The sequence below is a fragment of the Streptomyces sp. NPDC002232 genome, from assembly GCF_042890295.1.
GTDB lineage: Bacteria > Actinomycetota > Actinomycetes > Streptomycetales > Streptomycetaceae > Streptomyces.
In genome coordinates, this window is sequence record NZ_JBIARV010000005.1 from 314,489 (window position 1) to 339,472 (window position 24,984).

17 protein-coding genes and 1 tRNA gene are annotated in these 24,984 nt (G+C 70.9%); 8 read left to right on the top strand and 10 right to left on the bottom strand.

Annotated elements, in window-relative coordinates; translation table 11 throughout:
* Positions 1-97 precede the first annotated feature (97 nt).
* Together ACFYXU_RS24505 and ACFYXU_RS24510 are read right to left on the bottom strand one after the other, a co-directional pair.
* Entirely contained in the window at positions 98-1,822 is a 1,725-nt protein-coding gene (locus ACFYXU_RS24505; protein WP_389459948.1) for an acyl-CoA dehydrogenase family protein, read from the bottom strand.
* Between the two features lie 120 nt (positions 1,823-1,942).
* Positions 1,943-2,500 carry a PadR family transcriptional regulator gene (locus ACFYXU_RS24510; RefSeq protein WP_389459950.1) on the bottom strand — a complete coding sequence of 186 codons (558 nt, stop codon included), beginning with the start codon at positions 2,498-2,500 and terminating at the stop codon, positions 1,943-1,945.
* Positions 2,501-2,631: 131 nt separating this feature from the next.
* On the opposite strand from ACFYXU_RS24510, the gene ACFYXU_RS24515 reads away from it, so the two are divergent.
* Positions 2,632-4,992 carry an ADP-ribosyltransferase domain-containing protein gene (locus tag ACFYXU_RS24515; protein ID WP_389459952.1) on the top strand — a complete coding sequence of 787 codons (2,361 nt, stop codon included), beginning with the start codon at positions 2,632-2,634 and terminating at the stop codon, positions 4,990-4,992.
* A 60-nt stretch (positions 4,993-5,052) separates the two neighbouring features.
* Here ACFYXU_RS24515 and ACFYXU_RS24520 read toward each other — a convergent pair whose 3' ends face one another.
* From ACFYXU_RS24520 to ACFYXU_RS24530, 3 genes are all read right to left on the bottom strand, one after another.
* The gene (locus ACFYXU_RS24520; RefSeq protein WP_376516758.1) at positions 5,053-6,306 is read right to left on the bottom strand and encodes an acyltransferase; all 1,254 of its coding nucleotides are present in this window, start codon (positions 6,304-6,306) and stop codon (positions 5,053-5,055) included.
* A 2-nt stretch (positions 6,307-6,308) separates the two neighbouring features.
* A complete protein-coding gene (locus tag ACFYXU_RS24525; protein ID WP_376516755.1) occupies positions 6,309-8,459 on the bottom strand; it encodes a bifunctional polysaccharide deacetylase/glycosyltransferase family 2 protein in 2,151 nt (716 codons plus the stop codon).
* 159 nt (positions 8,460-8,618) lie between these two features.
* Positions 8,619-8,837, bottom strand: coding sequence for a hypothetical protein (locus ACFYXU_RS24530; protein ID WP_376516754.1), 219 nt, complete (start codon positions 8,835-8,837; stop codon positions 8,619-8,621).
* Positions 8,838-9,218: 381 nt separating this feature from the next.
* Between ACFYXU_RS24530 and ACFYXU_RS24535 the strand changes: the two genes are divergently transcribed.
* The 6 genes from ACFYXU_RS24535 to ACFYXU_RS24560 all read left to right on the top strand — a co-directional run bounded on the left by ACFYXU_RS24535 (position 9,219) and on the right by ACFYXU_RS24560 (position 19,681).
* Entirely contained in the window at positions 9,219-10,166 is a 948-nt protein-coding gene (locus ACFYXU_RS24535) for a glycoside hydrolase family 16 protein (RefSeq protein WP_389459955.1), read from the top strand.
* A gap of 149 nt (positions 10,167-10,315) precedes the next feature.
* Positions 10,316-10,498 (top strand): SflA family class IV lanthipeptide, encoded by a 183-nt coding sequence (locus ACFYXU_RS24540; RefSeq protein ID WP_376516750.1) that lies wholly within the window; start codon positions 10,316-10,318, stop codon positions 10,496-10,498.
* A gap of 3 nt (positions 10,499-10,501) precedes the next feature.
* Complete coding sequence (lanL, locus tag ACFYXU_RS24545; RefSeq protein ID WP_389459957.1) at positions 10,502-13,240, top strand: class IV lanthionine synthetase LanL; 2,739 nt, start codon at positions 10,502-10,504, stop codon at positions 13,238-13,240.
* 169 nt (positions 13,241-13,409) lie between these two features.
* Complete coding sequence (locus ACFYXU_RS24550; RefSeq protein WP_389459960.1) at positions 13,410-18,167, top strand: RHS repeat-associated core domain-containing protein; 4,758 nt, start codon at positions 13,410-13,412, stop codon at positions 18,165-18,167.
* A 15-nt stretch (positions 18,168-18,182) separates the two neighbouring features.
* Complete coding sequence (locus ACFYXU_RS24555) at positions 18,183-18,857, top strand: histone-like nucleoid-structuring protein Lsr2 (protein ID WP_376516744.1); 675 nt, start codon at positions 18,183-18,185, stop codon at positions 18,855-18,857.
* Between the two features lie 449 nt (positions 18,858-19,306).
* Entirely contained in the window at positions 19,307-19,681 is a 375-nt protein-coding gene (locus ACFYXU_RS24560) for a DUF6193 family natural product biosynthesis protein (RefSeq protein ID WP_376516742.1), read from the top strand.
* Positions 19,682-19,700: 19 nt separating this feature from the next.
* Here ACFYXU_RS24560 and ACFYXU_RS24565 read toward each other — a convergent pair whose 3' ends face one another.
* Together ACFYXU_RS24565 and ACFYXU_RS24570 are read right to left on the bottom strand one after the other, a co-directional pair.
* Complete coding sequence (locus ACFYXU_RS24565) at positions 19,701-21,389, bottom strand: serine protease (protein WP_389459963.1); 1,689 nt, start codon at positions 21,387-21,389, stop codon at positions 19,701-19,703.
* 122 nt (positions 21,390-21,511) lie between these two features.
* Positions 21,512-21,588, bottom strand: a tRNA-Pro gene (locus ACFYXU_RS24570).
* Positions 21,589-22,157: 569 nt separating this feature from the next.
* Here ACFYXU_RS24570 and ACFYXU_RS24575 point away from each other — a divergent pair.
* Entirely contained in the window at positions 22,158-23,366 is a 1,209-nt protein-coding gene (locus ACFYXU_RS24575) for an acyl-CoA dehydrogenase family protein (RefSeq protein WP_389406275.1), read from the top strand.
* 76 nt (positions 23,367-23,442) lie between these two features.
* Here ACFYXU_RS24575 and ACFYXU_RS24580 read toward each other — a convergent pair whose 3' ends face one another.
* The 3 genes from ACFYXU_RS24580 to ACFYXU_RS24590 are packed head-to-tail and all read right to left on the bottom strand — an operon-like array spanning position 23,443 to position 24,984.
* Positions 23,443-24,015: a GAF domain-containing protein gene (locus ACFYXU_RS24580; RefSeq protein WP_361400732.1), complete on the bottom strand. Its 573-nt coding sequence runs from the start codon at positions 24,013-24,015 to the stop codon at positions 23,443-23,445.
* On the bottom strand, positions 24,012-24,635 hold the full coding sequence (locus ACFYXU_RS24585) for an ATP/GTP-binding protein (RefSeq protein ID WP_376517300.1): 624 nt from the start codon (positions 24,633-24,635) through the stop codon (positions 24,012-24,014). Before ACFYXU_RS24585 ends, ACFYXU_RS24580 begins: the two co-directional genes overlap by 4 nt.
* Positions 24,613-24,984 (bottom strand): DUF742 domain-containing protein, encoded by a 372-nt coding sequence (locus tag ACFYXU_RS24590; protein WP_189806647.1) that lies wholly within the window; start codon positions 24,982-24,984, stop codon positions 24,613-24,615. Before ACFYXU_RS24590 ends, ACFYXU_RS24585 begins: the two co-directional genes overlap by 23 nt.

Consider the following 24,984-nt stretch of genomic DNA (forward strand, 5'->3'; position numbering starts at 1 on the left):
GGAGCGGTGACTCGGGGCGCCGCACGCGACTCAGGCGTCATCTCGTACGCCCCCGCACACGGCTCAGGGCGTCAACTCGTACGCCCCCGCACACGGCTCAGGGCGTCATCTCGTACGCCCCCGCCAGCGCCTCGACCCGCTGCCAGACCCTCCCCGACCGCTCCTCGTCCACGACCGGCCGCCGGACGGCGCCGAGCGCCCAGAGCTGCTGCTGCTCCGTCGCCGAGTCCTTGCCGTGCAGTTCGACGGCGTGCGCGGAGAAGTCGCGGACCAGGACGGCGAACAGCTCGTCGAGCACGTCCTCGTCGAGACCGGTCAGGGCCGCCTGCTCCAGGACCAGCTGTCCGTGGACGACGAGTGCGAAGAGCTGGCCGACGGCGAGGAGCAGGTCGAGGTCACGGCTCTGCTCCTCGTCGGGAGCGGCCTTCAGCACGAACTCACAGAGCGCGTCGGCCTGTTCGCGGAACCGGGAGACGTTGGCCACGTGGGCGTACGCCTCGTAGGCCGGGCGCCAGTCGTGGAAGCGCACCGAGCCGAGACCGCGCGCCGGGCCCTGCCGGAAGAGGAACGTGTCGTCGGCCGCGTCCAGGCGGGTCGGGACGGGCTCGTACGCGACCGGGTCGAGGAGGTGGTTGCGCATGAACTTCAGGATCAGCGCCAGGTTGACGTGGACCGTGCCCTCCAGCTTCGGCAGGCCGCGGATCTCCACGGCGGCCTCCGCGAAGTAGTTGTCCTTCTCGAAGCCCTTGGCGGCGATCACGTCCCACATCAGGTCGATGACCTTCTCGCCCTCCGTGGTCACCTTCATCTTCGTCATCGGGTTGAAGAGGAGGTAGCGGCGGTCGTCGGGGCCCGCCGTGCGGAAGTAGTCGACGGCGCGGTCGCTGAACAGCTTCATGCCGACCAGCCGGACGTACGCGTCGGCCAGCTCGCGCCGCACGTGCGGGAAGGCGGTGACCGGGCGGCCGTAGAGGATGCGGTTCTGGGCGTGGGTGACGGCCTCGTACATCGCGTGCTCGCAGATGCCGATCGAGGCGGTGCACAGGTTGAACTTGCCGACGTTGACGGTGTTGAGCGCGGCGTCGAAGGCGGCGCGCCCGGTGTGCAGCACGTCCTCGGCGGCGACCGGGTAGTCCTCCAGGCGGAACTCGCTGACGTACTTGGAGGAGTCGACCACGTTCTTGACGAGGTGGTACGCCGGGTGACGGCTGTCGGCGGCGAAGAAGACGTAGCCGTCGGGGCCCTCGACGTCGGTGCGGCGGCCGAAGACGGAGACGAGCCCGGCGGCGTTGCCGTTGCCGATGTAGTACTTGGAGCCGGTGGCGCGGAAGCCGCCCGTGCCGTCGGGCTCCAGGAGCATGTCGGTCGAGTAGATGTCGGCGCCGTGGGACTTCTCGGAGAGCCCGAACGCGAACACCTCACCCTGGGAGAGGAGTTCGGCGGCGCGGGTGCGTGCGGCGGCGTTCTCGCTCTGCCAGACCGGACCGAGGCCGAGGATGGTGACCTGCCAGGCGTACCAGTAGTCGAGTCCGTAGAAGCCGAGGATCTCGTTGAGGGCGGCGATGCGCGCGGTGTCCCAGCGCTTGTCGCCCTCGCCCTCGCCGGCGGCGGAGCCCGGCGTCAGGAAGGTGGCGAAGAGCCCCTCCTCGGCGGCGAAGGCGAGGAAGTCGCCGAGCCAGGCCCGGGTCCGGTAGTCCTCGATGATCCGGCGCTTGCCGCGTGCCTCGAACCAGTCCACGGTGGCGCGCAGCAGCCGGCGGGTCTCCGGGTCGAAGTGCGCGGGGTCGTAGGTGTGCGGGTTGAACAGCAGCGGGTCGGCCATGACGTCCGCCTTTCCGGCTCGTGATGAGGGTGGGGTGGTGCGGGTGGTGGTGCGTGCGGTGGTACGGGGGCGGCGCGGGGCGCGCGGGGGCGGCGCGGAGGGTGGTCCGGCGGGGGTGCTTCAGCGGTCGGTCCCGAAGCGGCCGAGCGTGGCGAGCACGTCGTCGAGCCAGGCGATCATCATCCGTTCGTACGCGATGCCGCCCCGCAGCACGGCGTGCTGGAGCTCCCGTTCGGCGTCGAGCGGACCGGGGGCGGCGGACGCGGGGAAGTCGCGCGCCTCGCCCGCGAGGTAGTGCTCCAGACGGTCGGTGTGCGCCCGCCGGTGCCGCTCGACCTCGCTGATCAGCGCGGCCGGATCGTCGAAGGCGGCCCCGCGGATCTTCACCGCGAGGTCGTGCCGCACGCTCTCGGGCTCGATCGGCGCGTGCAGCCACGCGGAGAGCGCCTCCCGCCCCGGCCCGGCGACGGAGTACTCCTTCTTGTCGGGGCGCCCCTGCTGCGGGACGTCCCGGACGTCCACCCAGCCGTCGCTCTCCATGCGCTTGAGCACGCGGTAGATCTGCTGGTGGGTGGCGGTCCAGAAGTATCCGATGGACCGCTCGAAGCGCCGGGCCAGCTCGTAGCCGGATCCGGGCTTCTCGAGCAGGGACACGAGGATCGCGTGGTCGAGCGCCATGCGCCCGATCCTGCTATGCAACGAGTTGCATAGCAAGGTGGACCGGGGCGATGAGACACGGCTCACGGGCGTTGTCAGTGGCGCGCGCTAGCTTCGAGATCGTTCGGGAGTTCGTGCGTGAGGGGGAGTTCATGGGTGTCGAGCGTGCGTTGAAGGTCGTCCTCGTCGACGTCAACGACGAGGTGGTGGAGGCCTGGCGGTCCGCGTTCGCGGACACGCCGGCGGTCGAGATCCGGCAGGGGTCCCTGCTGGACGTGGACGTGGACGCGTGGGTGTCCCCCACCAACGCGCGGGGGCGGATGGACGGAGGGGTGGACGCCGTCGTCAAGCGGCACCTCGGCGCCGGTGTCCAGGTGCGGGTGCAGCGGGCGATACGCGACGGCTTCGGCGGGAGCCTCCCGGTGGGCAGCGCGGTGTGCGTCCCCTCCGGGGCGGCCGTGCCCCGGTTCCTGATCTCCACGCCGACGATGCGGCAGTCCTCGCAGAACATCAGCTCCACCATGAACGTGGCGCTGGCGTGCGCGGCCGCGTTCCAGGCGATCCACCTGCGGAACCTGGCGCAGCCCGGCAGCATCCGCTCGGTGGCGCTCGTCGGGATGGGCGCGCGGACGGGGCAGGTGCCGGCCCAGGTGTGCGCCAATCTGATGTGGACGGGGTACACCCTCTTCCACGACCACGGATTCGCGGACTACGACCAGTTGCGGGCCGCGGTGCTGGGGCAGCTCGACGACATCGAGGGCGCGGGGCCGGCGGAGCGGGTGCGGATCAAGGTGCCCGGGCAGGGGTCGGGGCAGACGCCCGGCCAGGCCTCCGGGGAGACGTCCGCGACGGCGCAGGCCGCCGTGGAGCAGGCCGGTGCGGAGCCCGCCGGTGGGCAGCCCGCCGCTCCGGGCGGGGACGCCGCGGCCGCGGATCCGCTCGGGCTGGCCGAGCTGTTCACCGGGGGCGGGGAGCCCTGGCTGCCGCTGCTGGGCCCGGTGATCGAGGCACAGCCGGGCGCCGGCGCCTTCATCGGCCCGAAGCGCAGCGCGGAGGTGGTTCCGGTGCGCGAGCTGACGTTCCAGGCGCTGAAGCCGCATCCGCCGCAGAAGTGGAAGGTCGTCGCCTTCGGGCAGAACCCGTACCCGCGGGCGGAGAGCGCGACCGGCATCGCGATGTTCGACAACACGTTCCACGACTGGAAGGACAGCCAGTTCGGCCGTGTGGTGAGCATCCGCTGTCTCATCAAGGCGGCCGCGATGTGGAAGTACGGCATCGCCAAGAAGACGCCGGTCGGCGAGGTCCGGGCCCTGCTGAAGAAGGAGGACACGGTTCAGCCGCCGGAGTGGTTCCAGGCGATGCTGACCCAGGGCGTCCTCCTGCTGAACGCCTCCCTCACCGCGAGCGCGGACGGGGCGGTGCCGACCGATCGGCACACGTCCTTCTGGCGTCCCGTGGCCGAGCAGATCGTGGAGGAGATCCTCCGGGCGAAGCAGGACGCCGGGGAGGAGGACCGCGGGGTGGTGTTCGCCTGGTGGGGCGCGCACGCCCGGAGCCTGAAGCGGGTCGTCCAGCGGCTGGAGAAGAAGTACCCGGGGGTCGAGGTCCGGCACCTGGACCACGCGAACCCGGCGGCGCAGGGGGACCTCTTCTGCGAGGGGGACCACTTCTCCCGGGTGAACGACGCCCTGGCGGCGGTGGGGGCGGAGCCCGTCGACTGGCTGCCGCGCAAGGGCTGGGACCAGGACGCCGCCGCGACCGGCGGCTCCGAAGGCGGCGTCGCGGCGCGCATGGGCGCGTTCATCGCGTCGACGATGGAACTGCACCAGCTGTATCTGGACCGGCTCACCAGCGTCAAGGACGAGGGGCTCGTCCTGCCGCCGATCACCGGGGTCTTCGACACACCGGTGATGGACTTCCGGAAGGCGGTCGAGCCCGTGACGAAGGTGCTGGCGAACCTCGACCGGTACGTCGAGCGGTCGAGCCGGTTCGCCGAGGCCAAGCTGGCGGAGGCCGGGGCCTCGGGTCTCTCGGCCGACGCGATCTCGGCGCTGTACCTGTACACGTGCGAGTCGGCGTTCTACCGGGAGATCAACGCCGTGCTGCGGTCCCCGGACCGGGAGCGGCTGGAGCCCTACCTGCCGTACCTGCGCCTGCTGTTCTCCGCCGTGGCCGACCTGCCGGCGCAGCGGCGGCCGCTGTGGCGGGGGGTGGCGCTGGACCTGCGGTCGCAGTATCCGCTGGGCCGAACCGTCACCTGGTGGGGCGTCTCGTCCTGCACGTCCGAGCCGGGCGTGGCCCGCGCGTTCCTCGGGAGCCGCGGCCGGCGGACCCTGTTCGAGGTGACGCCGGCGCGCGCGGTGGGCATCCGGCGGTACTCCGCCTTCACGGGCGAGGAGGAGTACATCCTCACGCCGGGCACGCAGCTGAAGGTGACGGAGGTGACGACCGAGCGCGGCGGGCTGAGCACCGTGCGCCTCACGGAGCTGGAGGGGCAGGGGCTGGTGTCGTAGCGGCGCCGGGTCGGCGCGGCGACCGCACCTCGCCGGTGCGGTCGCCGCGGACGTGCGGCCTCAGATCCTGGCGCGGCGCCTGCCCCGGCTTCGGACGCGGCGGGGGTACGGGAAGAGCCGGGGGCGGCGCTTGGCGGCCACGTCCTCGACCCAGCCGAAGGTCAGCACCAGCAGACCGATCAGCGGGAGCGCCACCAGGAGCGTGAACCACTGGCTGGTCAGCAGCCACCGGCCGTGCTCGTAGAAGAGGGCGACGTTCCAGAGGGGGTCGATCAGCGGGATGGCGGCCACCAGCGCGGTCTGGTGCCAGAGGTAGACGCTGACGGCGCGGGCGTTGAGCAGGCTGATGAGGCCGTTCCAGCGTTCCAGCGGCCGGGGCCACTCCTCCCAGGAGGGGCTGACGTGGAGGAGGAGGGCGACGAAGCCGAAGGACCACAGGGCCTGGGCGATCGGCCAGCTCTCGATGTCGGTGGGCAGGGTCGGATCGACCGGGCGGGTCTGGAGGTACCACCAGCCGGCCACCATGATCAGTGGCGCGATGGAGGGCACGATGTACTGCGGGATCTTCTTGAGCAGGCCCTCCTGGTGGGCCATGCCGAGGATCCAGCAGGAGCCGAAGGTGGCGAAGTCGGTGGCGGTCTCCCAGACGCGGCCGTAGACGAACTCCTGGTCGATGAAGACCGTGTTCATGACGATCGACAGCGCGATCGGCGCGGAGAGCGTCACCACCGGCATCCGCCGCAGCGCCCACAGCATCAGCGGCGAGAGCAGGACGAACCAGAGGTACGCGCGGAGGTACCAGAGCGGGACGATGACCTGCGCCGCCCAGCTCGGCTCCGTGAGTTGGCCGAAGCCGTTCAGGGAGTCGGCGTACGGCGGAGTGCTCAGCGGCACGATCCAGAACAGCAGCTTGCTCCACCACCAGCCGGGGTGGCCCTCGGCGTCCGGCCCCCAGCCGTCGACGATCTCCAGGGCGAGCATGACCCCGCCGAAGAGCCACATCGGCGGCAGCAGCCGGCGCAGTCGGCCCCGGATGACGCCGAGGGCGGGCCGGCTCAGGGAGCGCGTCATCAGCGACCCGGCCAGGGCGAACATCACGCCCATCGACGGGAAGACGACGGGCAGCCAGAACCAGCCGAAGTTGTGGTAGAGCACCACGCGGAACAGGGCCAGCGCGCGCAGCAGGTCGAGATAGCGGTCCCGCCCGGCCTTGCGCGGGGCCGGTGGGGCCAGGTCGGGGGCCTGGCGCAGCACGGCGGGGACTCGCAGCGTGAGGGTGTCCTGGACACCGCCGAACTCGTAGGACGCGGTCATGGTCAGGCCTCCACCGGTGCGGCGACCTCGCCGGTGCGCCGGAGCTTCTGCCAGCGCAGTCGGCCACCGGTCAGCGCGGTGATCGTGGACTGCAACAGGACGATGTACATCAACTGCCGGTAGACCACCTGCTGGATCGGCAGGCTGATCAGGTGCAGGGTCTTCTCGCCGTCGAGGCGGAAGGCGTACCAGGACAGCGCGGCCTGGAGCAGGATGAAGCCGCCCCAGCTGGCGAGCGTGATCGGAGCGTCCGCGAAGAGCACGCCGTACACCAGGAACATGTCGACCAGCGGCGCGAGCAGCGGGGCGACCACGCCGAACAGCACGACGAGCGGGAGCCCGACGCGGCCGAAGCGTCCCGCGGGGCCGCGGGCCGTCACGGCGCGGCGGTGCTTCCACATCGCCTGCATGCTGCCGTAGCTCCAGCGGTACCGCTGGGACCAGAGCTGCTGGAGGCTGGCGGGAGCCTCGGTCCAGGCGCGGGCCCGCTCGGCGTAGACGATCCGCCAGCCGTCGCAGAGCACCGCCATGGTGATGTCGGTGTCCTCGGCGAGGGTGTCGTCGCTCATGCCGCCGACCCGCCGCAGGGTCTCCTTGCGGAAGGCGCCGACCGCGCCGGGGATGGTGGGGATGACGTTGAGCATGTCGTACATGCGTCGGTCCAGGTTGTGGCCGAGGACGTACTCGATGTGCTGCCAGGCGCCGATCAGGCTGTCGCGGTTGCCGACCTTGGCGTTGCCCGCGACCGCGCCGATCCCCGGGTCGCCGAAGGGCTGGACCAGTTCGCGCACGGTGGACGGTTCGAAGACGGTGTCGCCGTCCATCATCACGATGATGTCGTGCGAGGCGGCCGCCACGCCGGTGTTGAGCGCGTTGGGCTTGCCGCCGTTGGGCGTGCGGATGAGCCGGACGAAGGGCAGGCGCATCTCCCTGACGATGTCCGCGGTGCCGTCCGTGGAACCGTCGTCGATGACGATGACCTCGATCGGGTAGTCGCTCGCCGCCAGGGAGTTCAGGGTGTTCGCGATGCACTCGCGTTCGTTGTACGCCGGGACGAGGACGGTGACCGGCTCGGTGACGGGCGCTCCCCAGGCGTTCCGCCGGCGGGAGCGCCGGGCGTGCAGCGGGGCGAGCACGAGCATCAGCGCGAAGCGGCCGAAGTTGAGGAAGCCGACGAGGGCGAGGAGCGCGACGAGGACGGGGAGGGTGAGCACGGCGGCCTTGCTGGCCCAGACGAAGCCCTTGCCCGCCCAGAGCTGGTAGCCGTGGACCGGGACCGTGGCGTCGCTCGCGCCGAGCGCCTCGGAGATGGTGGCGAAGCGGTAGCCCTCGTCCTGGAGGTCGACGATGATGCGCTCCAGCGCCTCGACGGTCTCGCTGCGGTCACCGCCCGCGTCGTGGAGCAGGACCAGTTCGCCCTTGCCGGGCTTGCGCGGCATCGCCGCCTTGACGATCTCGTCGGCGCCCGGGCGCTTCCAGTCGTCGGTGTCGCGGTCGATGAAGGCGGTGAGGTAGCCGTGGGAGCCCACGTACTTGATCACCGGATAGTTCCAGTCGTCGAGCGCGGCGGCGTCGGAGGAGTAGGGCGGGCGGAAGAGCGCGGTGTGGACGCCGGCGACGCCGGCCAGTGCCAGCTGGGTCTGGGCCAGCTCCCAGCTGGTCCTGGCCCGGGACTGGTAGGCCAGGTCGGGGTGGGTGAAGGTGTGCACCCCGAGCTCGTGGCCGCCCGCGACGATCTGCCGGATCAGCTCCGGGTGGCGCGTGGCCATGGAGCCGGTCACGAAGAAGACCGCGTGGATGCGGTGGGCGGCGAGCACGTCCAGGATCTTCGGGGTCCACTCCGGCGAGGGGCCGTCGTCGAAGCTCAGGACCACGGTGTGGTCGGGGACCTGATAGCTCACCGGGTTCTCGTTCCGGCTGCCGCGCGCGTCGATGATCGGGCCGCCCGTGAGCAGGTTGCCCGGCACCGTCGTCTTGTCGACCGAGGTCGCGATCCGGGTGTCGTGGAACGCCTCGTTGGTGGCGAGGCCGCGCAGGACGAGAAGGGCGAGCAGACAGGCGAGCAGGGACAGCGGCATGAAGAAGCGCAGCGGCGGTGCGGCCAGTCGGCGCTGCCTGAGCGGGGACTGCCGGCGGCGCTGGTGGCGTGACAAGGGCGCTCCTGGAGATGGGTGATGCGGACGATCAGGCACGCTCCGCAGGCCCGGGGGCACGACTCCGGGCGGCACGATGGCCGTGACATGCCATGGCGGGTCACGGTGTACGGCGTGGTGGGTGAACTGTCGGGGGTGAGGTGGCGCGGACCGTGCCCTCTAGGGTTGGGAGGGCGACAGGTGTCCCGTCTCGGGGAGGTACGACGGCTTCGGGGGTATCCCCATCGCCGGGGCGTCCGACTGCACACCGATCAGGCTGCCGCCCATGGCGGCGGCCAGGATGGCGCCGACCACGGACACCGGCCAGCCGAAGCGTCGGAACAGGCGGCTGCGCAGACCCGACTGGTCGACGAACACGGGCGCCGGAGCAGACTCCACCCCCTGCGATTCGGACACATCGACGTGCGCCGGGTATGCCGGTGCGTGCCCGAAGGGTGTGGCGACTTGGCGCATCTTGTGTGGCCTTTTTGTGCAGGGTGTGGAGACCGCTGAAGCGTAGAGCGGACCGTAGCGGACCACGAGTATCGATTGGGGCCTGATGTACGCATTTGACATGATCTGGTCGAGCGTCGTAACCGTATCGGTATGTCGAACGACCGCACTATGAGACGCTGATGGCCGATTCGGCGGCGCGCACGGACCGGCTCGAACCCTTCGCTAGGATGACGCCTCGATTCACGGCATCGCCGAGTGATCCGCAGGCAACCGGCGGCGCGACGGGCGTGTCCGCGTACCGTCTCTGCGCCCTTAGGAGCCCGCGTGAGCCTGCCCCGCCGCACCCCCCGACGCCGCGCGTGGGCCGTGCTCACGCTGCCCGCCGCCCTGTGCGTCCTCGCCGCGTGTTCCTCGGGTCCCGCCTCCGAGGGCGGCACCGACGCCGCACCGGCGCGGGAGGCGTCCCCGAGTCCGTCCGGACCGCCGGGAACCCTCTTCGACGACTTCCACTACACCGGTGCCGACGACCCCGCGCTCGCCGAGCACGGCTGGGAGATCCGTACCGGTGGCGGCGGCCCGGGCATCAAGGACACCTGGAGCGCGTCCGGCGTCGGCTTCCCCTCCGACTCGACCGCACAAGGGGGCACGGTCCTGCGGCTGCGCTCCTCCACCGACGGCACCGCGCAGGGCACGGAGCAGGCCGAGGTGCAGACCACCGGCACGCGCTTCCTCACCGGGACCTACGCCGCCCGGATCCACCTCAGCGACCAGCCCACGAGCGGCCGCGACGGCGACCACGTCGTCCAGACCTTCTTCCCGATCTCCCCCGCCGACTCCTCGGAGAACTACAGCGAGCTCGACTTCGAGTACCTGCCGAACGGTGGCTGGGGTTCCGTGGGGCCGCAGCTCGACAACGTCAGCTGGTACAAGGCCGATCCGCCGGACCGGGTCAGCCACAGCCTCAAGCGGAAGCTCGGGGGCTGGCACACGATGGTGATCACCGCGATGGACGGGAAGGTCACCTACTCCCTGGACGGCAAGGTCCTCTTCACCAGCTCCGGCAAGTACGTCCCGCGCGAGAAGATGGACATCCACTTCAGCAACTGGCTGATCGACCTGCCCTTCGCCGGTGGCACGCGCACCTGGGACATGAAGGTCGACTGGGTCTACTACAAGGCGGACGAGGCGGTCTCCGGGGCGGACGTCCAGAAGGCCGTGGACGGCTTCCACAGCGACGGCACCGCGTACGTCAACACGGTTCCGCAGTCCTGAGGTTGCCCAGCGAATCGTTTCTCTGACGGCCCCTTGTCAGGGAGTTCGCCCCCTCCCTACCGTGGTGCAGCGTCACCGGCCCAGCGGGTCCACCGGCCCGGTCGGCCGTCACCTGTTCCTCAGCGCACGACACCACCTGGAGGCGTCACATGCCCTTAGCCGTGCCGGATCTGCTGGAAACCGCCGGAATCCGCGACGCGGGTCCCCTGGAGATCGACGACGACGCGATCGCGTTCGAGGACGACGACCGCAGCGACCGCGAACACACCGCGTGTCTCGCCGACCCGTGGGTGACCGCCACCACCCGTTTCGCCTGCGACCTGAACTCCTAGGCGGTGGCCGTCTCCATCGCCGGCCGCAGCGGCTGGTCCGACGGCACCTGGTCGTATCTCAACGATCCGCGGATGCCGGCGATGGAGCACGGCTGGAAACTGCACGTCTCGGCACGCCCCGGCGACCTCGGGACCGTGACCCGGCTCGTCCTGCCGGTGCTGTCCCGGCACGTCTGCCACGCCAAGTTCGCCCGCGACGAGGAGACGCTGCGCCGCCTCAACTCCGGCGTCGTGAGCGCCGGAGCCGTCGGCAAGGCCATCACCGTCTATCCCGCGACCGGCACCGTGGTCGAGGTCGCCCTGGAGCTGGCCTCCGCCCTGCGCGACCGGGAGGGCCCGACGGTCGTCAGCGATCGGCGGGTCGACCCGGGCGCACCGGTCTACTACCGCTACGGCCCCTTCACCGGCGACTACCGGACCGGCCGGAGCGGGCGGCTCGAATCGGTCATGACCGGGCCGGACGGCCGGATCTTCGACGGCCTGGCCACCGGCCGCTACCGGTGCCCGCCCTGGGCCGAGGACCCCTTCGCGGCCCGGTCCGCACCGGCCGCGGAGCCGTCGGCGCCCGGCTTCGGCGGCGGACGGTACACCGTCACCGCCGGCATCGCGCGCTCGGCCCGCGGCAACGTCTACCGCGCGGTCGACCGCACCCTCGGCCGCCCGGTCGTGGTCAAACAGGCCAGGGCCTTCGTCGGCGAGGACGCGTCCGGTACGGACGGACGCCACCGTCTCCGCAACGAACGCGCGGTCCTCACCGCGCTCGACGGCGTCACGGGCGTGCCCCGCGCACTGGACTACTTCGCCCACCGATCGGACGAGTACCTGGTCATGAGCGGCTGCGGCGACCGGGACCTGCGGCGGGAGGTCCTGCGCAACGGCCCCTACCGGGACGACGGACTCCGTGACGACGGACTCCGTGACGACGGCACCCGCCCCGCGCGCGCCCTGTCCGCGCTCGCCACCCGGCTCCTGAGCGTCCTGGACGCGGTCCACGCACGGAACGTGGTCGTCCGCGACCTCAAGCCCGACAACGTGGTGCTCGACGACCGGGGCCCCGGCCACTGCCACGTCGTCGACTTCGGGATCAGCGAGTGGAACGGCTCGGGCCCGGGAGGAGCGACCCCCGGCTACGGCGAGCCCGTGCTGCGCGCGGCCGGACCGGCCGCCCCCGCCGACGACCACTACGCGCTCGGCGCGACCCTCTTCTTCGCCGCCACCGGCCTGGACCCGGTGATCGTCGGCTCCGACCACCGGGCCCATCGGGACAGGACGCTGGACTGCCTGTCGTTCGCGCTGCCCGGACACGCCCACCGGGGGGTCCGGGCCGCGATCACCGGTCTGATGAGCTTCGACCCGGCCGAGCGGACCGCCGCCGCCGACCGTCTGCGCACCGGCCGCACCGGGGCCGCGCGCCGCCGCGCGCGGCCCCGCGTCGACGGCGACCTGCTGGACGAGATCATCGAGCACACGACCGGGTACTGCGTCGGCGAGGCGCTCGCGACGGTGGATCCGGTCCGGGCCGCGCGGCGGAACGTCCCCGCGTCCATCGACGTCTACGGCGGGAGCGCGGGCCTCGGCCTCGAACTCCTCCACCACGCGCACCGGCCCGCCGTGCGGTCCGCGGTCGACGCCTTGGCGCGGTGGACGGCAGGACAGACCCGGAACCTGCCGCCCGGCCTCTACACGGGGCGCACCGGTGTCGCACTCTTCCTGGCGGAGGCGGGCTCCACCGCGGAACCGGGCACGGACACCGCGGCGGGGTCCGGCGGCCCGGTGCCGCGCGGGCGCGACGCGGCCACCGCCGGGGGCTCCGACCGCCTCCTTCCGGAGCACGGCACCGGCCTCGGCTCCGGCCCCCTCCTTCCGGAACACGGCACGGCCCTCGACTCCGGGCCCCTCCCTCCAAAGCACCGCACCGCCCTCGACTCCGGGCCGGTCCTTCCGGAGCGCGCCCCGGACGGGGGCCCGCCCGAGGCGGATCTGATCGCGGGCGCCGCCGGGATCGGCCTCGGCCGCCTGCTCCTCGCCCGGCACGCCCTCCGGGGCGGCCATCGGAGCGTCGCCGACCGGCATCTCGCCGTCGCCGCCGACTGCGCGCGGATGCTGGCCTCGGGCGCCGCCCGGCTGACTCCCGATCAGGACACCCACGGCAGCGCGGCGCTCCGCGAGGGCATGGCGCACGGGGAGGCGGGCATCGCGTGCTTCCTCCTCGCCCACGCCGGTGCGACCGGGGACCCGGAGGCGATCGTCCGCTCCGAGGAGGCCGCCGCGCGCCTGGCGGCCGTGACACCGGACATCATCGCGGCGGCCGCCGGTCCGGGGGCGACCCGCCGGTACGGATCGTGGTGCCGGGGACTGGCCGGCATCGGGTCCGTACTCGTGCAGGCCGCCGAACGCCTCGACGAGCCGGGGTATCTGGACCTGGCCCAGCGGGCCGCGCGGACGTGCGCCGCACTGGCACCGCGCATGCCGCTGGTCACGCAGTGCTGCGGACTGGCCGGCGTGGGCGAGCTGATGGTGGACGTCGCGGAGGCGTCCGCGTCGGAGGAGTTCTGGGAGGCGGCCGAGACCATCGCCCTGCTCGTCCTGAGCCGCAGCGGCGGCACGTGGTCCCGCCCGGTCTTCCCGGACACCGGGCTCACCGGCCCGAGCGCCAGCTGGGCGGGCGGCTCGGCGGGCGTCCTGTCCTTCTTCCGGCGCCTGCGCGCGCGGGGCGGTCCCCGCCTCGGGCTCCCCGTCTGACCACGGGCACCACCCGGCGCTCCACGCGGCCGCTTCGACGCCCCGTCAGGGGCGCGTCGGGCGGGTCCCGGCGGCGCCCGTTTTTGATCACTCGCGTCCCCGCGTGACAGAGTATTCGCATTCGCATTCGCATTCTGCGAACAGGTGTACGTACGGGGGACTTTCGAGCATGGCTGTCACGGTGCCGGACTGGGCTGACACGTTGTTGGATCTGGTGGGGGTGAACTGGCCGAACGTCGACGAGGACGCCTACCGGGAGATGGCGGACGCGCTGCGGGAGTTCGCCGACGACCTCGCCGACGACGGTCAGCTCGCCAACAACCACATGGAGCGTCTGCTGTCCTCCGGGCACGGCGAGGCGATGGACGCCCTGAACGCGCACTGGACCAAGGTCAAGGGCAAGCACTTCAAGGACATGGTCTCCGCGGCCCGGACGATCGCGGACGCCCTGGACCTGGCGGCGGGCGCGATCGAGGTCATGAAGGGCAAGGCGGTCGTCGAACTGGGCGTGCTCGCCGGCCAGACCGGTCTGGCCATGGCTCTGATCCCGGTGACCGGCGGCCTGTCCGCGCTGCTCGGGGCCGGGGCGATCGCGTTCACCAAGAAACAGTTGCTGAAGCTCATCACGGGCGCGATGGAAGAGGCCGTCGGTCATGTCGTCGGGGTCATGACCGAACCGGTCGTGGCCTCCCTGGAGAACATGGCGGCGGACCTCGTCGTCCAGGTGAGCATGGACGCGCTCGGCGTCCAGAACGGTGTGGACCTCGACCAGACGAAGCAGGCCGGCAAGGACGGCTTCGACGAAGGGGTCGAGGGAGCCAAGCAGGGCCTGAGCCTCGCCTCGGCCGGAGGCGGGAGCGGCGGCGGTGGCGACGGTGGCGGTGGCGGTGGCAAGGGCAAGGGCTTCCACATCGAGCACGACGAGCACGACCAGGCCGGCACCCGGCTGAACGGCGTGAGCGTCGGCATCCACGGCAAGACCGCCGGCCGGCTCACCAAGGCGAAGAACGCCCAGCGCCGCAACCGGGGCCGCGACGACATCGCCGACGCCCTCGACCCGGTCATCGAGAAGGCCATGGGGGCCCTCACGAAGTCCGCCAAGACCATGGGCGACCACGTCGGCGAGACGCTCCCCAAGGCCGTGAAGCGGATATCCGCCGACCACAGGAACAACGACGACGCGACGCGTGACCGCCTCGCCCGCGAGCGCAAGAACGGACACGATGACCGGGATCGGGGTAAGAGCCCCGGTGATCGTGGTGGCAAGGACAAGGACGCGCGTCTGAAGCCTGACTCGCTGCGCGAGGTGAAGTCCGACCCGCGCCGGCACGGGATCGAGCTCGGCAAGAAGAAGTGTGCGAACGACCCGGTCGACGTGGCGACGGGTGAGATGACTCTCCCTCAGACCGACCTGTCGCTTCCGGGAGTCCTTCCCCTCGTCCTTCGCCGCACCCATCTGTCCGAGTACCGGTTCGGCCAGTTCTTCGGGCGCAGCTGGGCCTCCACCCTCGATGAACGCCTCGAGCTCGACGTGCCCGGTGCCGGGGCGATCTGGGCACGCGAGGACGGTTCCACCCTGGTCTATCCTCGTCTCCCCGTCCCGGACGGCACCCCGGTCCTGCCTGTGGAGGGTCCCCGGATCGCCCTGGTCCATGGCGGTCAGAGCGAGGACGAGACCACCTACATCACCCTCGACGTTCATACCGGGCTGACCCGCTCCTTCACCGGCAGTCCCTACCGCGCCTCTCCCGCCTACTGGCTGACCATGCTCACCGACAGAAACCACAACCGAATCACCTTTTCCCGGCGCCCGGACGGAACCCCCACCGTGGTCACCCACGACGGCGGCTACACCGTCCAGCTCAGGTCCGACAGCACTCGTATACGCGAACTCTCCCTGCGCACCGCCGAAGGCCCGGTCACCGTCCTGGGCTATGGATACGACGAGTCGGGCAACCTCACCGAGGTCACCAACTCCTCCGGCCGGCCCATGCGATTCACCTACAGCCCGGAAGGCCGCATCACGTCCTGGACCGACCGGAACGACTCGACGTTCCGGTATGTCTACGACGCCGAGGGCCGCGTGGTCTCTACCGCCGGCCCCGACGGCTATCTGTCGTCGACGTTCGCGTACGGCGTCCACCCGGAAACCGGCGACCGGGTGACCCGGTACACCAATTCACAGAACGCGACGACCACGTACGTCGTCAACCGTCTTCTCCAGATCACGGCCGAGATCGATCCTCTGGGTCACGCCACACGATTCGAGTTCGACGCCCACGACCATCTTCTGGTCCAGACGGACGCGCTGGGGCGCTCGACCCGCTTCGAGCGTGATGAGCAGGGCAATCTCGTCGCGCTTGTCGCGCCGGACGGCGTGCGGACCACCGCCACCTACAGCGAACTGCACCAGCCTGAGGTGATCACCGAGCGTGCCGGGATTTCCCGATCCTACGGCTACGACGAACGTGGGAACCTCACCGTGTCCGTGGACCCGGCCGGCGCACGCACGGAGTACGCGTTCACCCCCCGCGGGCACCTGTGTCTCGTGCGGGACGCGCTGGGAGCCTCCACACACATCACGACCGACGCCGCCGGACTGCGCGTGCAGCTCACCCGTCCCGATGGGTCGACCGCTTCCTGCACACGCGATGCCTTCGGACGTGTGGTCGCGGCCGTCGACGCCGCGGGCGGGATCGTTCGGCAGGGGTGGAGCGTGGAGGGCAAGCTCACCTGGCGTGAGCTGCCAGACGGCAGTCGCGAGGATTGGACGTGGGACGGCGAGGGCAACCTGGTCTCTCACACCGACCGGATGGGCCGGACCTCCACGCACTCCTCCGGCCCTTTCGACCTGCTGCTCGGTACCCAGACGGGTGAGGACAGCAGTTACCGCTTCACCCACGACACGGAGCTGCGACTGACTGCGGTCACCAACGCCGACGGCCTGGTGTGGGAGTACAGCTACGACGCCGCCGGCCGGCTCGCGGCGGAGAGGGATTTCGACGGTCGCCTGCTGACGTACGAGCGCGACGCTTGTGGCCGACTCGTACGGCGGACCAACGCTGCGGGCCAGAGCCTCGGCTTCGACCGCGACGTCCTGGGCCGTGTCACCCACATCCGGCACGACGACGGCTCCGCCTCGCACTTCGACCACGACGAGAGCGGCCACGTCGCACAGATCGTGAACGCGCACTCCCGCATCCTGCTGGAGAGAGATCCCTTGGGACGCGTCGTTTCAGAGACGGTCAACGGCGCCACCCTGTCCTTTGCCTACGACGCCCTCGGTCGCCGCGTGGCCAGGCGCACGCCTTCCGGTGCTGAGAGCCGCATGGAGTACGCACCGGGCGGCCTGGCCTCCTACACGGCCGGGGAGCACGTCTTCCGGTTCGAACGCGACGCACTCGGACGTGAGACCGCGCGGTTCGTCGACAATTCCCTGGAGATGCGGCAGGACTGGGATCCGGTCGGCCGGATCACCCACACCGCATGGGACAGCCGCCCGTCGCCTCTGCTGCGCAGAAGCTACACCTACCAGGCCGACGGCGTGCCGACGAGCATCGAGGACAGCCTCGCGGGGCGGAGAACCTTCGCACTGGATGACGCCAGCCGCGTGCGTGAGGTTCAGGCCCGCGGCTGGACGGAGCGGTACGCCTATAACGCTGCCGGCGACCAGAGCCGTACCGCTCTCTCCGACCAGGCACCGGGACAGGCGGCCGCCGGCGACCGGCACTACGAAGGTACGCGTCTGACTCGGGCAGGACGCACGCGCTACAGCTATGACGCGCAGGGCCGTCTCACCCTCCGGCGTACGAAGACTCTCAGTGGCGCAATGCTGACCTGGCATTTCCAGTGGGACGCGGAAGACCGGCTCACCCAGGTGCAGACACCTGAAGGGGACCGCTGGCGCTACCTCTATGACGCTCTCGGACGCCGTCTGTCCAAGCAGCGCCTCGGCCGGGACGGCAAGGAGGTCACGCAGACCACGACGTTCTGCTGGGACGGCGCGCAGTTGGCCGAGCAGCGGGATGAGGACACGACCCTGGTATGGGACTACGCGGGAGCACAGCCCCTCGGCCAGCGTGAGACGAAAACCGACGGCGCACAGCGGGAAATCGACCGTCGTTTCTTCGCGATCGTCACCGATCTGGTGGGCAGTCCCACGGAGCTGGTCTCGGCGGACGGGTCACTGGCCTGGCGTGCCCGTAGTACCGCCTGGGGAGCTACCCAGTGGAACACCAGCAGCACCGCTTACACCCCTTTGCGGTACCCGGGCCAGTACTTCGACCCCGAGACGGGTCTGCACTACAACTTCAACCGCTACTACGACCCTGAGGTAGGCAGGTACCTGTCACCTGATCCTCTGGGTATCGCTCCGTCGATCAACCACTACTCCTACGTGGTGAACCCGTTCGTGCTGTCGGACCCTCTGGGGCTGGCAGCCTGCGAGCCGGATCCCACGTGGGGAGGACAGGTCAGGTGGGTCCGCGACGATCACGGGCGCCCCTTCGAGATGCACGCGGTGATCACACGCAACATGCTCGACGAGGGCACGCATGCCCGGAACTCGATCATCCCTCCCGGATACCAGCCGGACAAGGGACAGGCCCGCGGGCACATGCTGGCGCGGCAGCTCGGCGGGTCCGGCGACATCGACGACAACCTGTTCACGATCTCCCAGAACCCGACGAACACTCCGCAAATGAGCATGTTCGAGCAGCGGGTGTACGACGCTGTCTACGACCACGACGTCGTCCAGTACAGCGTGTACCTGGAGTATGCGGACGACGATCCCGATTCACCACCCAAGACCATCCAGGTCGAGGCATTCGGTACGAAGAAGGACCGCAACGGAGATCTGCTGTTCGACGAGGGAACCATCTTCAACAACCCCGCCCATCTTGAACCCCGCCCCCGACGCCGTCCTTAACCAGCGAGGAAACCGATGACCTCTCTCACCGCACTGACCGCACTGTGCCCACCTCCTGCCGCCGTTCCTCCCGCTCCCGACTGGACGCAGGTAGAAGACACGCTGGGTAGGGGTCTGCCTCAGGACTACAAGGACCTCATCACCACATACGGGCCCGGCCAGTTCGGCGGATTCATCACCCTCTACCAGCCGCATTCCCCCAGCGAATGGGTCAACCTGACCGGACCCATGCCGGCCCGTCTGCGTGGGCAGATCGAAGAGGTCCGCCAGGCCGCCCGGAACCCCTGGCAACTGCCGCACCCCCCCGAGAACCTTCTCGCCATCGGAGTCACCGGCAACGGGGACTACCTCTTCTGGGTCACCCAGCCCGCCGACACCCCGGACGAGTGGACAGTCGCCGTCAACGAGGCACTGCGCGCACCGTGGTTCACCTACAACGGCTCCTTGACCGAATTCCTCGTCAGCGTGCTCAGCGGGACCACAAGCGTCCCCATGTTCCCCAAAGATCTCCTCGACAGCGCTCCCGTCTTCACCCCGTCGGCTCTCGAAAGCAGCACGCCAGTCGCAACGGCCCGGGCAGCTGTCAGCACACGGGTCATCCGCGACTGGGCCAACGCCAACGGATATGACCTGCCCGAACGCGGACGCATCCCGATCGAGATCATCGAGGCATGGGAACAGGAGAACTGATGGGGCTGCCGTCTGTGTCGAACGGGGGGCCAGGGCCAGAGGGTGCAGGACGCACACGCTGACGACGTGGGCGTGGCGCAGTTCGTGGACGAGGACTCCCCGTCAGGGGCTTCCACAGAGGCTGGTCCGGTTCCGCAGCGTAGGTAGCGCTCAAGGCCACCGCCGTCACCGGGTCGGTGCCGAAGACGATGAGGCAAACCACCACGGCCGCCAGGGCGCGCATGCGCCGCCGGAATCGGCGGTACCCAGCTCCGCCGGCTCCGGCACGACCGGTGCTGTGAGGGCGAGGCACCCGAGCACTGCGGGAAATTGCGAGCTGCTCCTCGAAGGTGGCACCCAAGGCTTCTGGTACTCGAACGATGAGAGGATCGACGTCCCCAAGCCGGACATCCCGGAGATCAAGCCCGACCTTTCCAAGCTTCCGAAGCACATGAGATGAGAGCGCAGACATGACGGACGACGCCGACGCGCGGAGCGCCGCGGACGTCGTCGAGGAGGCATGGCGGTTCCTCCTCGGCGACGCCCAGGACCTGATCGACCCGGAGACCGCCCGCGCGGCCTCCGCGCAGCCCCGGCTGCGCCGGCTCTTCCCCCAGGTCAGCCATGGGGTCATCTACTTCAGTGGGTGTACGGGCCTGCCGGCCGCCCATGTCGGCGGGCAGGTCCGGCCGAGGGGCGCCGACGGGCTCTTCCTGGTGCGCGGTCCCAAGGGCGTGGGAGTCCTCGGCCGGACCCGGACCCCGGAGGAGGCGTTCGAGCTGGTCGTCGCGAACCTTCCGGAGGACTGCGGTCCGGCCGTCCTCGGGGGCGCGGACCGCGTCTGACGGGCCGGGCGCCGCGGCGTCAGCGCGCTCCGGTGGCGGCCCGCGCCACGTACGCGTCGATGTGGGTCTGGGTGAGGGTGTTGCCCTGCGCGTCCGTCAGCTCCGCGCGCAGCGACACCGCCTTGCCCGGTTCCGGCGTCGTCACCGTGATCCGTCCGCCGGTCACCGTCGCCCGCGTCCAGGTCGTGCCCCGGTCCGTGGACACGGACACGGCCAGCGACCGCACGCCCGACCGGCGGGCCGCGCCCTCCACCGTCACCGCCACCCGGCCGGTGGTGCGGGCCGGGGCGGTGCCGTCGAGCGCCAGGTCGGGGGCGAAGCGCACGGCGCTCAGCGGCAGTTCGGTGGGGGTGGCCGTCGCGGCGGAGGTGAAGGTCCAGGCCGCCGTGACGCTTCCGCGCAGTCGGGCCGCGCTCGCGGTCAGCCGGTAGGCGGCCCGCCCCGCCGGCACCGTGAAGGAGGCGTGGCCCGGCTTCTCGCCGCGGCGGGTCGCGAGTAGCGTCCCGTTGCGGTGCAGCGTGACGGTCGACGCGGTGAAGAGGGGCGAGGACGGCGTGTGCCCGTCGCCGTCGGCGAGCAGCGGGACCATCAGGTCCAGCGTGTCGCCGGTGCGCCGCGCGACGGGCCGGGCGCCGGGCGAGGAGTCCAGGGCCGGGCCGAAGACGGGCGTGTCGAAGGTGTGCACCGTGGTGGAGCCGGGCGTGAACGAGCGCCCGAGGACGAAGTAGTTGTTGGCGGGCCCCTCCTCCTCGGTGTGCGCCCCGTAGACGAGGTCCCAGTCGCCGCGCTCGGGGGTGAAGAGGAAGGTCCCGGTGTCTCCCAGCGGCAGCGCCAGTCCCAGGGCCGGGGAGGCGCCGGCCGAGGGCGAGAACTCCACGAGGCCCGTTCCGGCACCGGGGGCCGGGATCCCCGCGCGTACCACCAGGGTGGCCAGGTCCGCGGCGGTGGGGTGCCGGAGCAGGCCGTTCAGGGCGCGCTCGCCCCGGAAGGCGTAGCCGAGGGCGCAGACGCCGCCCGGCCGGCGCCAGTAGGTGTCGACCCAGGCCCGCACGGAGCCCCGCTCGGCGTCCGGCCCCAGGTGCGCCGTCCGCAGGTCGAGCGACATCGACAGCAGGTTCACGACGACGGTGGTCCCCTCGTACGTCACCTCGGTGAACGCCCCGGTCTGCGCGTACGCGGCGTCGTCGACCGGCGGGCGGATGTCCACCGGTCGCGCGACCCGGGCGTCGAGGACGACGGTCGTGTCCCGGTCGACGTCCAGCCGGGGCTGGACGAGCCAGTCGTTCCCCCCGGTCCCGTCCCCCACGGGCCTGGCGGTGAGGGTGGTGTCGAGCACGTAGCGGCCGGCGGGCACCTGGAGGGTGACGGTGCTGGGCGATCCCTTCACTTCCCGGCCGCTGCCGGCGTCGGGTCCCGACAGCGCGGTCAGCAGGGTGCGGTAGTCGGTGGTCGGCGCGCCGTCGCGGCCGAGGTGGACGAGGGTCAGGGCGTACGTGCCGGAGGCCCCGTCCGTCCGGCGCCCGGGGGCCGCGGCGTGGGCGGAGGCGGCCGGGAGGCAGACGGCGGCGGCGGTCGCGGCGCTCGCGACACCGAGCCCGCGCAGCACGGACCGGCGCGTGGCCGTGCGGTCGGGGACGGGCGCGGAGGGCAGGTCGGGCGAGGCAGCGGACGACGCGGGCGAGGCGGAGTGGTGCGCGGAGACGTTCATGCTCTGCACTGGCCCGGCCCGCCCCGGGGTTCCCGTGACCCGCGTCACAGGCCTTCGCGCTCGGGACGCACGAAAGGCCGTCCTCTCCTCAGAGAGAACGGCCTCCGACCAGCGTTTCCGCATGGTCGGGACGACAGGATTTGAACCTGCGACCCCTTGACCCCCAGTCAAGTGCGCTACCAAGCTGCGCCACGTCCCGATACCCGTCTGACCTGGGGTTTCCCCTGGCCGAACGCGCATGAGAACAATACCGCACTTTCCCCGGTGGTCACGCACGCGTTTCCTGGCGCCCGTGCGCCGGGGTCGCGCGCTCACGCTCCGTGACGCGCTCCGGCGGCCCGCGGTGCGCCCGTGCGCCCTCCGGGACGGGGCGGAACGGGGGGCCGGAGGGTCGCGGGCGGGTGCGGGCGGGGCAGGAGCAGGTGGGGTGGAGTTCGGGAATGCCGGTCTTCTGGTGAGGAAGGGGTGGATGTGGTGATACGAGGTGGCTCGTCGCCCTATGCCGATCACTCGTTGCCGTTGGCATGTGGCAGAAAGTTGCCTACGGGGCGGAAGCTTCCAGCCGGGTCGAGCAGGCCGAGACCTCGCGAAACACAGTCGGAAACAAACGTCAACCATTCCGGTTTCGGACAAACTTGGTGGCGATATTGATCCGTTCCGTAAAGATCAACACCATGATGAGGTCGGCCTGTTCGGGACGGGACCACCGCCGACGCACCACCTGTCCGGACAACTCACCGGACAGGCGTCTCGCAGGTGAGGACTCGCATGGACAGCTACTTCAGCAGTCGGCTGCATCATGAGCTCAGGCAGACCGTCCGTGACTTCGCGGAGCGTGAGGTTCGGCCGCGGATAGCCGAGATGGAGGCCTCCCGGACGGTCCACCACGAGCTGTCCCGCAAGATCGCCGCGCAGGGGTGGCTGGGCGCGACAATCAGCCAGGAATACGGTGGCATGGGCGCCGGCCATCTGGCCAAGACCATCATCATCGAGGAGCTCTCCCGCGTCAGCGGCGCCATGGGCGCCATGGTCCAGGCCTCCCAGCTGGGCACCGCCAAGATCGTCCACTTCGGCAGCGACGACCAGCGCAAGACCTGGCTCCCGGAGGTGGCCGCCGGCGCCTGCCTGCCCACGATCGCCGTCACCGAGCCCGAGTCCGGCGGGCACGTCCTCGGCATGAGCGCCAGCGCGGTCCGGGACGGCGACGACTACATCCTCAACGGCAGCAAGGTCTACGTCGGCAACAGCCACGTCGGCGATCTGCACGGTGTGGTGGTCAGGACCGGTCCCGGATCGAAGGGGCTCACGGCCTTCCTGGTCGAATCCGATCGCCCGGGCTTCAGGACCGGCCCCCAGCAGGAGGCCATGGGCCTCCACGGCTTCAGCTTCGGCGAGCTGATCTTCGAGAACTGCCGGGTCCCGGCCGCCAACCGCCTCGGCGACGAGGGCGACGGCCTCGCCGTCGCGTACTCCTCCAGCGTGCTCTACGGGCGGGCCAACCTCACCGCCGTCTCGCTCGGCCTCCACCAGGCGATCCTGGAGGAGACCACCCGCTTCGCCTCCGAGCGCATCCGCTACGGAAAGCCGCTCCACGACCTGCCGACGGTCAAGCTGAAGCTCGGGCAGATGCAGTCCCGGCTGATGACCGCCCGGCTCGCCGCGTACCACGCCGTGCACCTGCTCGACCAGGGCCTCTCCTGCGACACCGAGCTGATGAACGCCAAGCTCGTCAACGTCGAGTCGGCGATCGACTCCGGCCGCAACGCCATGGAGATCCACGCCGCCGCCGGTCTCTTCACCGACCGGGCCATCGAGCGCTACCTCCGGGACGCCCACCACATCTTCGCCCCGGCCGGCACCTCCGACGTCCAGCTCCTGCGGCTCGCGGAGGTCGCCCTCGGCCAGGACAAGGGCAGCTGGTCCGAGCGGCTGTCCGAGCTGGTCCGCACGCCGGAGCCGGTACCGGCGCACGTCTGACCCCACCCGCACGGCCGGGAGCCCCGGTACGGTCTCCGCCGTACCGGGGCTCCCGGCTCTGGTCACGCGCCGACGGTCAGAACATGCCGTCCTCACGGCGGTTGATCTGCTCCATCAGCTCCGCCGCCATCCCCTTGATCGTCTCCAGACCGGCACGCCCCCACGGCCGGACGTCGGTGTCGACCACGCAGATGGTGCCGAGGGCGACGCCGGTACGGTCGATCAGCGGCGCCCCCATGTAGGAGCGGATGCCGATCTCGTCGACGACCGGGTTCCCGGCGAAGCGCGGGTAGTCGCAGACGTCCTCCAGGACGAGCGCCTTGCGCCGCACCACCACGTGCGGGCAGTAGCCGTGGTCACGGGCCATGAAGCGGCCCACGCCGCCGGAGCCCGCGGCGGTCGCGCCCAGGTCGCTGCCGGAGTGGGTGCCCTCGGGGGTGTGCAGCCCCGCGAAGAACTGGCGGTTCTCGTCGATGAAGTTGACCATCGAGAACGGGGCGCCGGTCACCTCGGCGAGCCGGTGGGCGAAGTCGTCGAACGCCGGGTCCGGCCGCTCCCCGAGACCGAGTTCGCGCAGCCGCTGCACACGGGCGGGCGCCTCCTTGTCGATGGGGGTCAGCAGGAGGTGACCGGTGGGGTCGTAGGTCATGGCGTTGCTCCGTAGCTCGGCACGGTGTCCGGAATGGTGGTGAGCAGATGCTGGACGAGGGTCAGCAGGGTGCGGATGCCGGAGCTGGAGATCCGGGCGTCGCAGAGGACGACCGGCACCTCCGGCTTGAGGTCGAGGGCGGAGCGGATCTCGTCGGGTTCGTAGCGGTAGGCGCCGTCGAACTCGTTGACCGCCACGACGAACTGGATGCCCCGCCGCTCGAAGAAGTCCACGGCGGAGAAGCACTCCTGGAGCCTGCGGGTGTCGGCGAGGACGACCGCCCCGAGCGCTCCCTCGGAGAGCTCGTCCCACATGAACCAGAAGCGCTCCTGGCCCGGGGTCCCGAAGAGGTACAGGACGTGGCGGTCGTCGAGCGTGATGCGGCCGAAGTCCATGGCCACGGTGGTCGTGGTCTTGGACTCCACGCCCTCCAGGCTGTCGGTGGCCGCGCTGACCGAGGTGAGGAGCTCCTCGGTGCTCAGCGGTTCGATCTCGCTGACCGCGCCCACGAGGGTCGTCTTGCCCACGCCGAATCCGCCCGCCACCAGGATCTTGAGCGCGGTGGGGAACGGGTCGGTGGCGAAGCGGTCGTGGCGCTCAGAGCCGTTGTCGTAGGCCATCGAGCACTGCCTCCAGCAAGGAACGGTCGGTGGGATTGGCGTGGAAGCGGGGCGCGCGGGCGGTCAGCGCCCCGCAGTCCACGAGGTCGGAGAGCAGGACCTTGGTGACCACGGCCGGGAGCCGTAAGTGCGCCGCGATCTCGGCCACCGAGGTGGGTCCGTCGCACAGCCCGAGGGCCAGGCTGTGCTCGGGACCCATGTGCGCCTGGGGGGTGGACCCGGTCGCCATCACCATGGACAGCAGGTCCAGCGCGGTGGTGGGCTTGGTCCGGCCGCCGCTCACGGTGTACGGGCGGATCAGCCGCCCGGCCGCGTCGTCGAGCCAGGGTCCTTCCTGGTGAGACGTCAC

Bases quoted from the DNA above. Each gene is read 5' to 3' on its own strand.
- ACFYXU_RS24505 (WP_389459948.1), bottom strand. From the start codon at position 1,822: ATGGCCGACCCGCTGCTGTTCAACCCGCACACCTACGACCCCGCGCAC.
- ACFYXU_RS24510 (WP_389459950.1), bottom strand. From the start codon at position 2,500: ATGGCGCTCGACCACGCGATCCTCGTGTCCCTGCTCGAGAAGCCCGGA.
- ACFYXU_RS24515 (WP_389459952.1), top strand. From the start codon at position 2,632: ATGGGTGTCGAGCGTGCGTTGAAGGTCGTCCTCGTCGACGTCAACGAC.
- ACFYXU_RS24520 (WP_376516758.1), bottom strand. From the start codon at position 6,306: ATGACCGCGTCCTACGAGTTCGGCGGTGTCCAGGACACCCTCACGCTG.
- ACFYXU_RS24540 (WP_376516750.1), top strand. From the start codon at position 10,316: ATGCCCTTAGCCGTGCCGGATCTGCTGGAAACCGCCGGAATCCGCGAC.
- ACFYXU_RS24550 (WP_389459960.1), top strand. From the start codon at position 13,410: ATGGCTGTCACGGTGCCGGACTGGGCTGACACGTTGTTGGATCTGGTG.
- ACFYXU_RS24555 (WP_376516744.1), top strand. From the start codon at position 18,183: ATGACCTCTCTCACCGCACTGACCGCACTGTGCCCACCTCCTGCCGCC.
- ACFYXU_RS24560 (WP_376516742.1), top strand. From the start codon at position 19,307: ATGACGGACGACGCCGACGCGCGGAGCGCCGCGGACGTCGTCGAGGAG.
- ACFYXU_RS24565 (WP_389459963.1), bottom strand. From the start codon at position 21,389: ATGAACGTCTCCGCGCACCACTCCGCCTCGCCCGCGTCGTCCGCTGCC.
- ACFYXU_RS24575 (WP_389406275.1), top strand. From the start codon at position 22,158: ATGGACAGCTACTTCAGCAGTCGGCTGCATCATGAGCTCAGGCAGACC.
- ACFYXU_RS24580 (WP_361400732.1), bottom strand. From the start codon at position 24,015: ATGACCTACGACCCCACCGGTCACCTCCTGCTGACCCCCATCGACAAG.
- ACFYXU_RS24585 (WP_376517300.1), bottom strand. From the start codon at position 24,635: ATGGCCTACGACAACGGCTCTGAGCGCCACGACCGCTTCGCCACCGAC.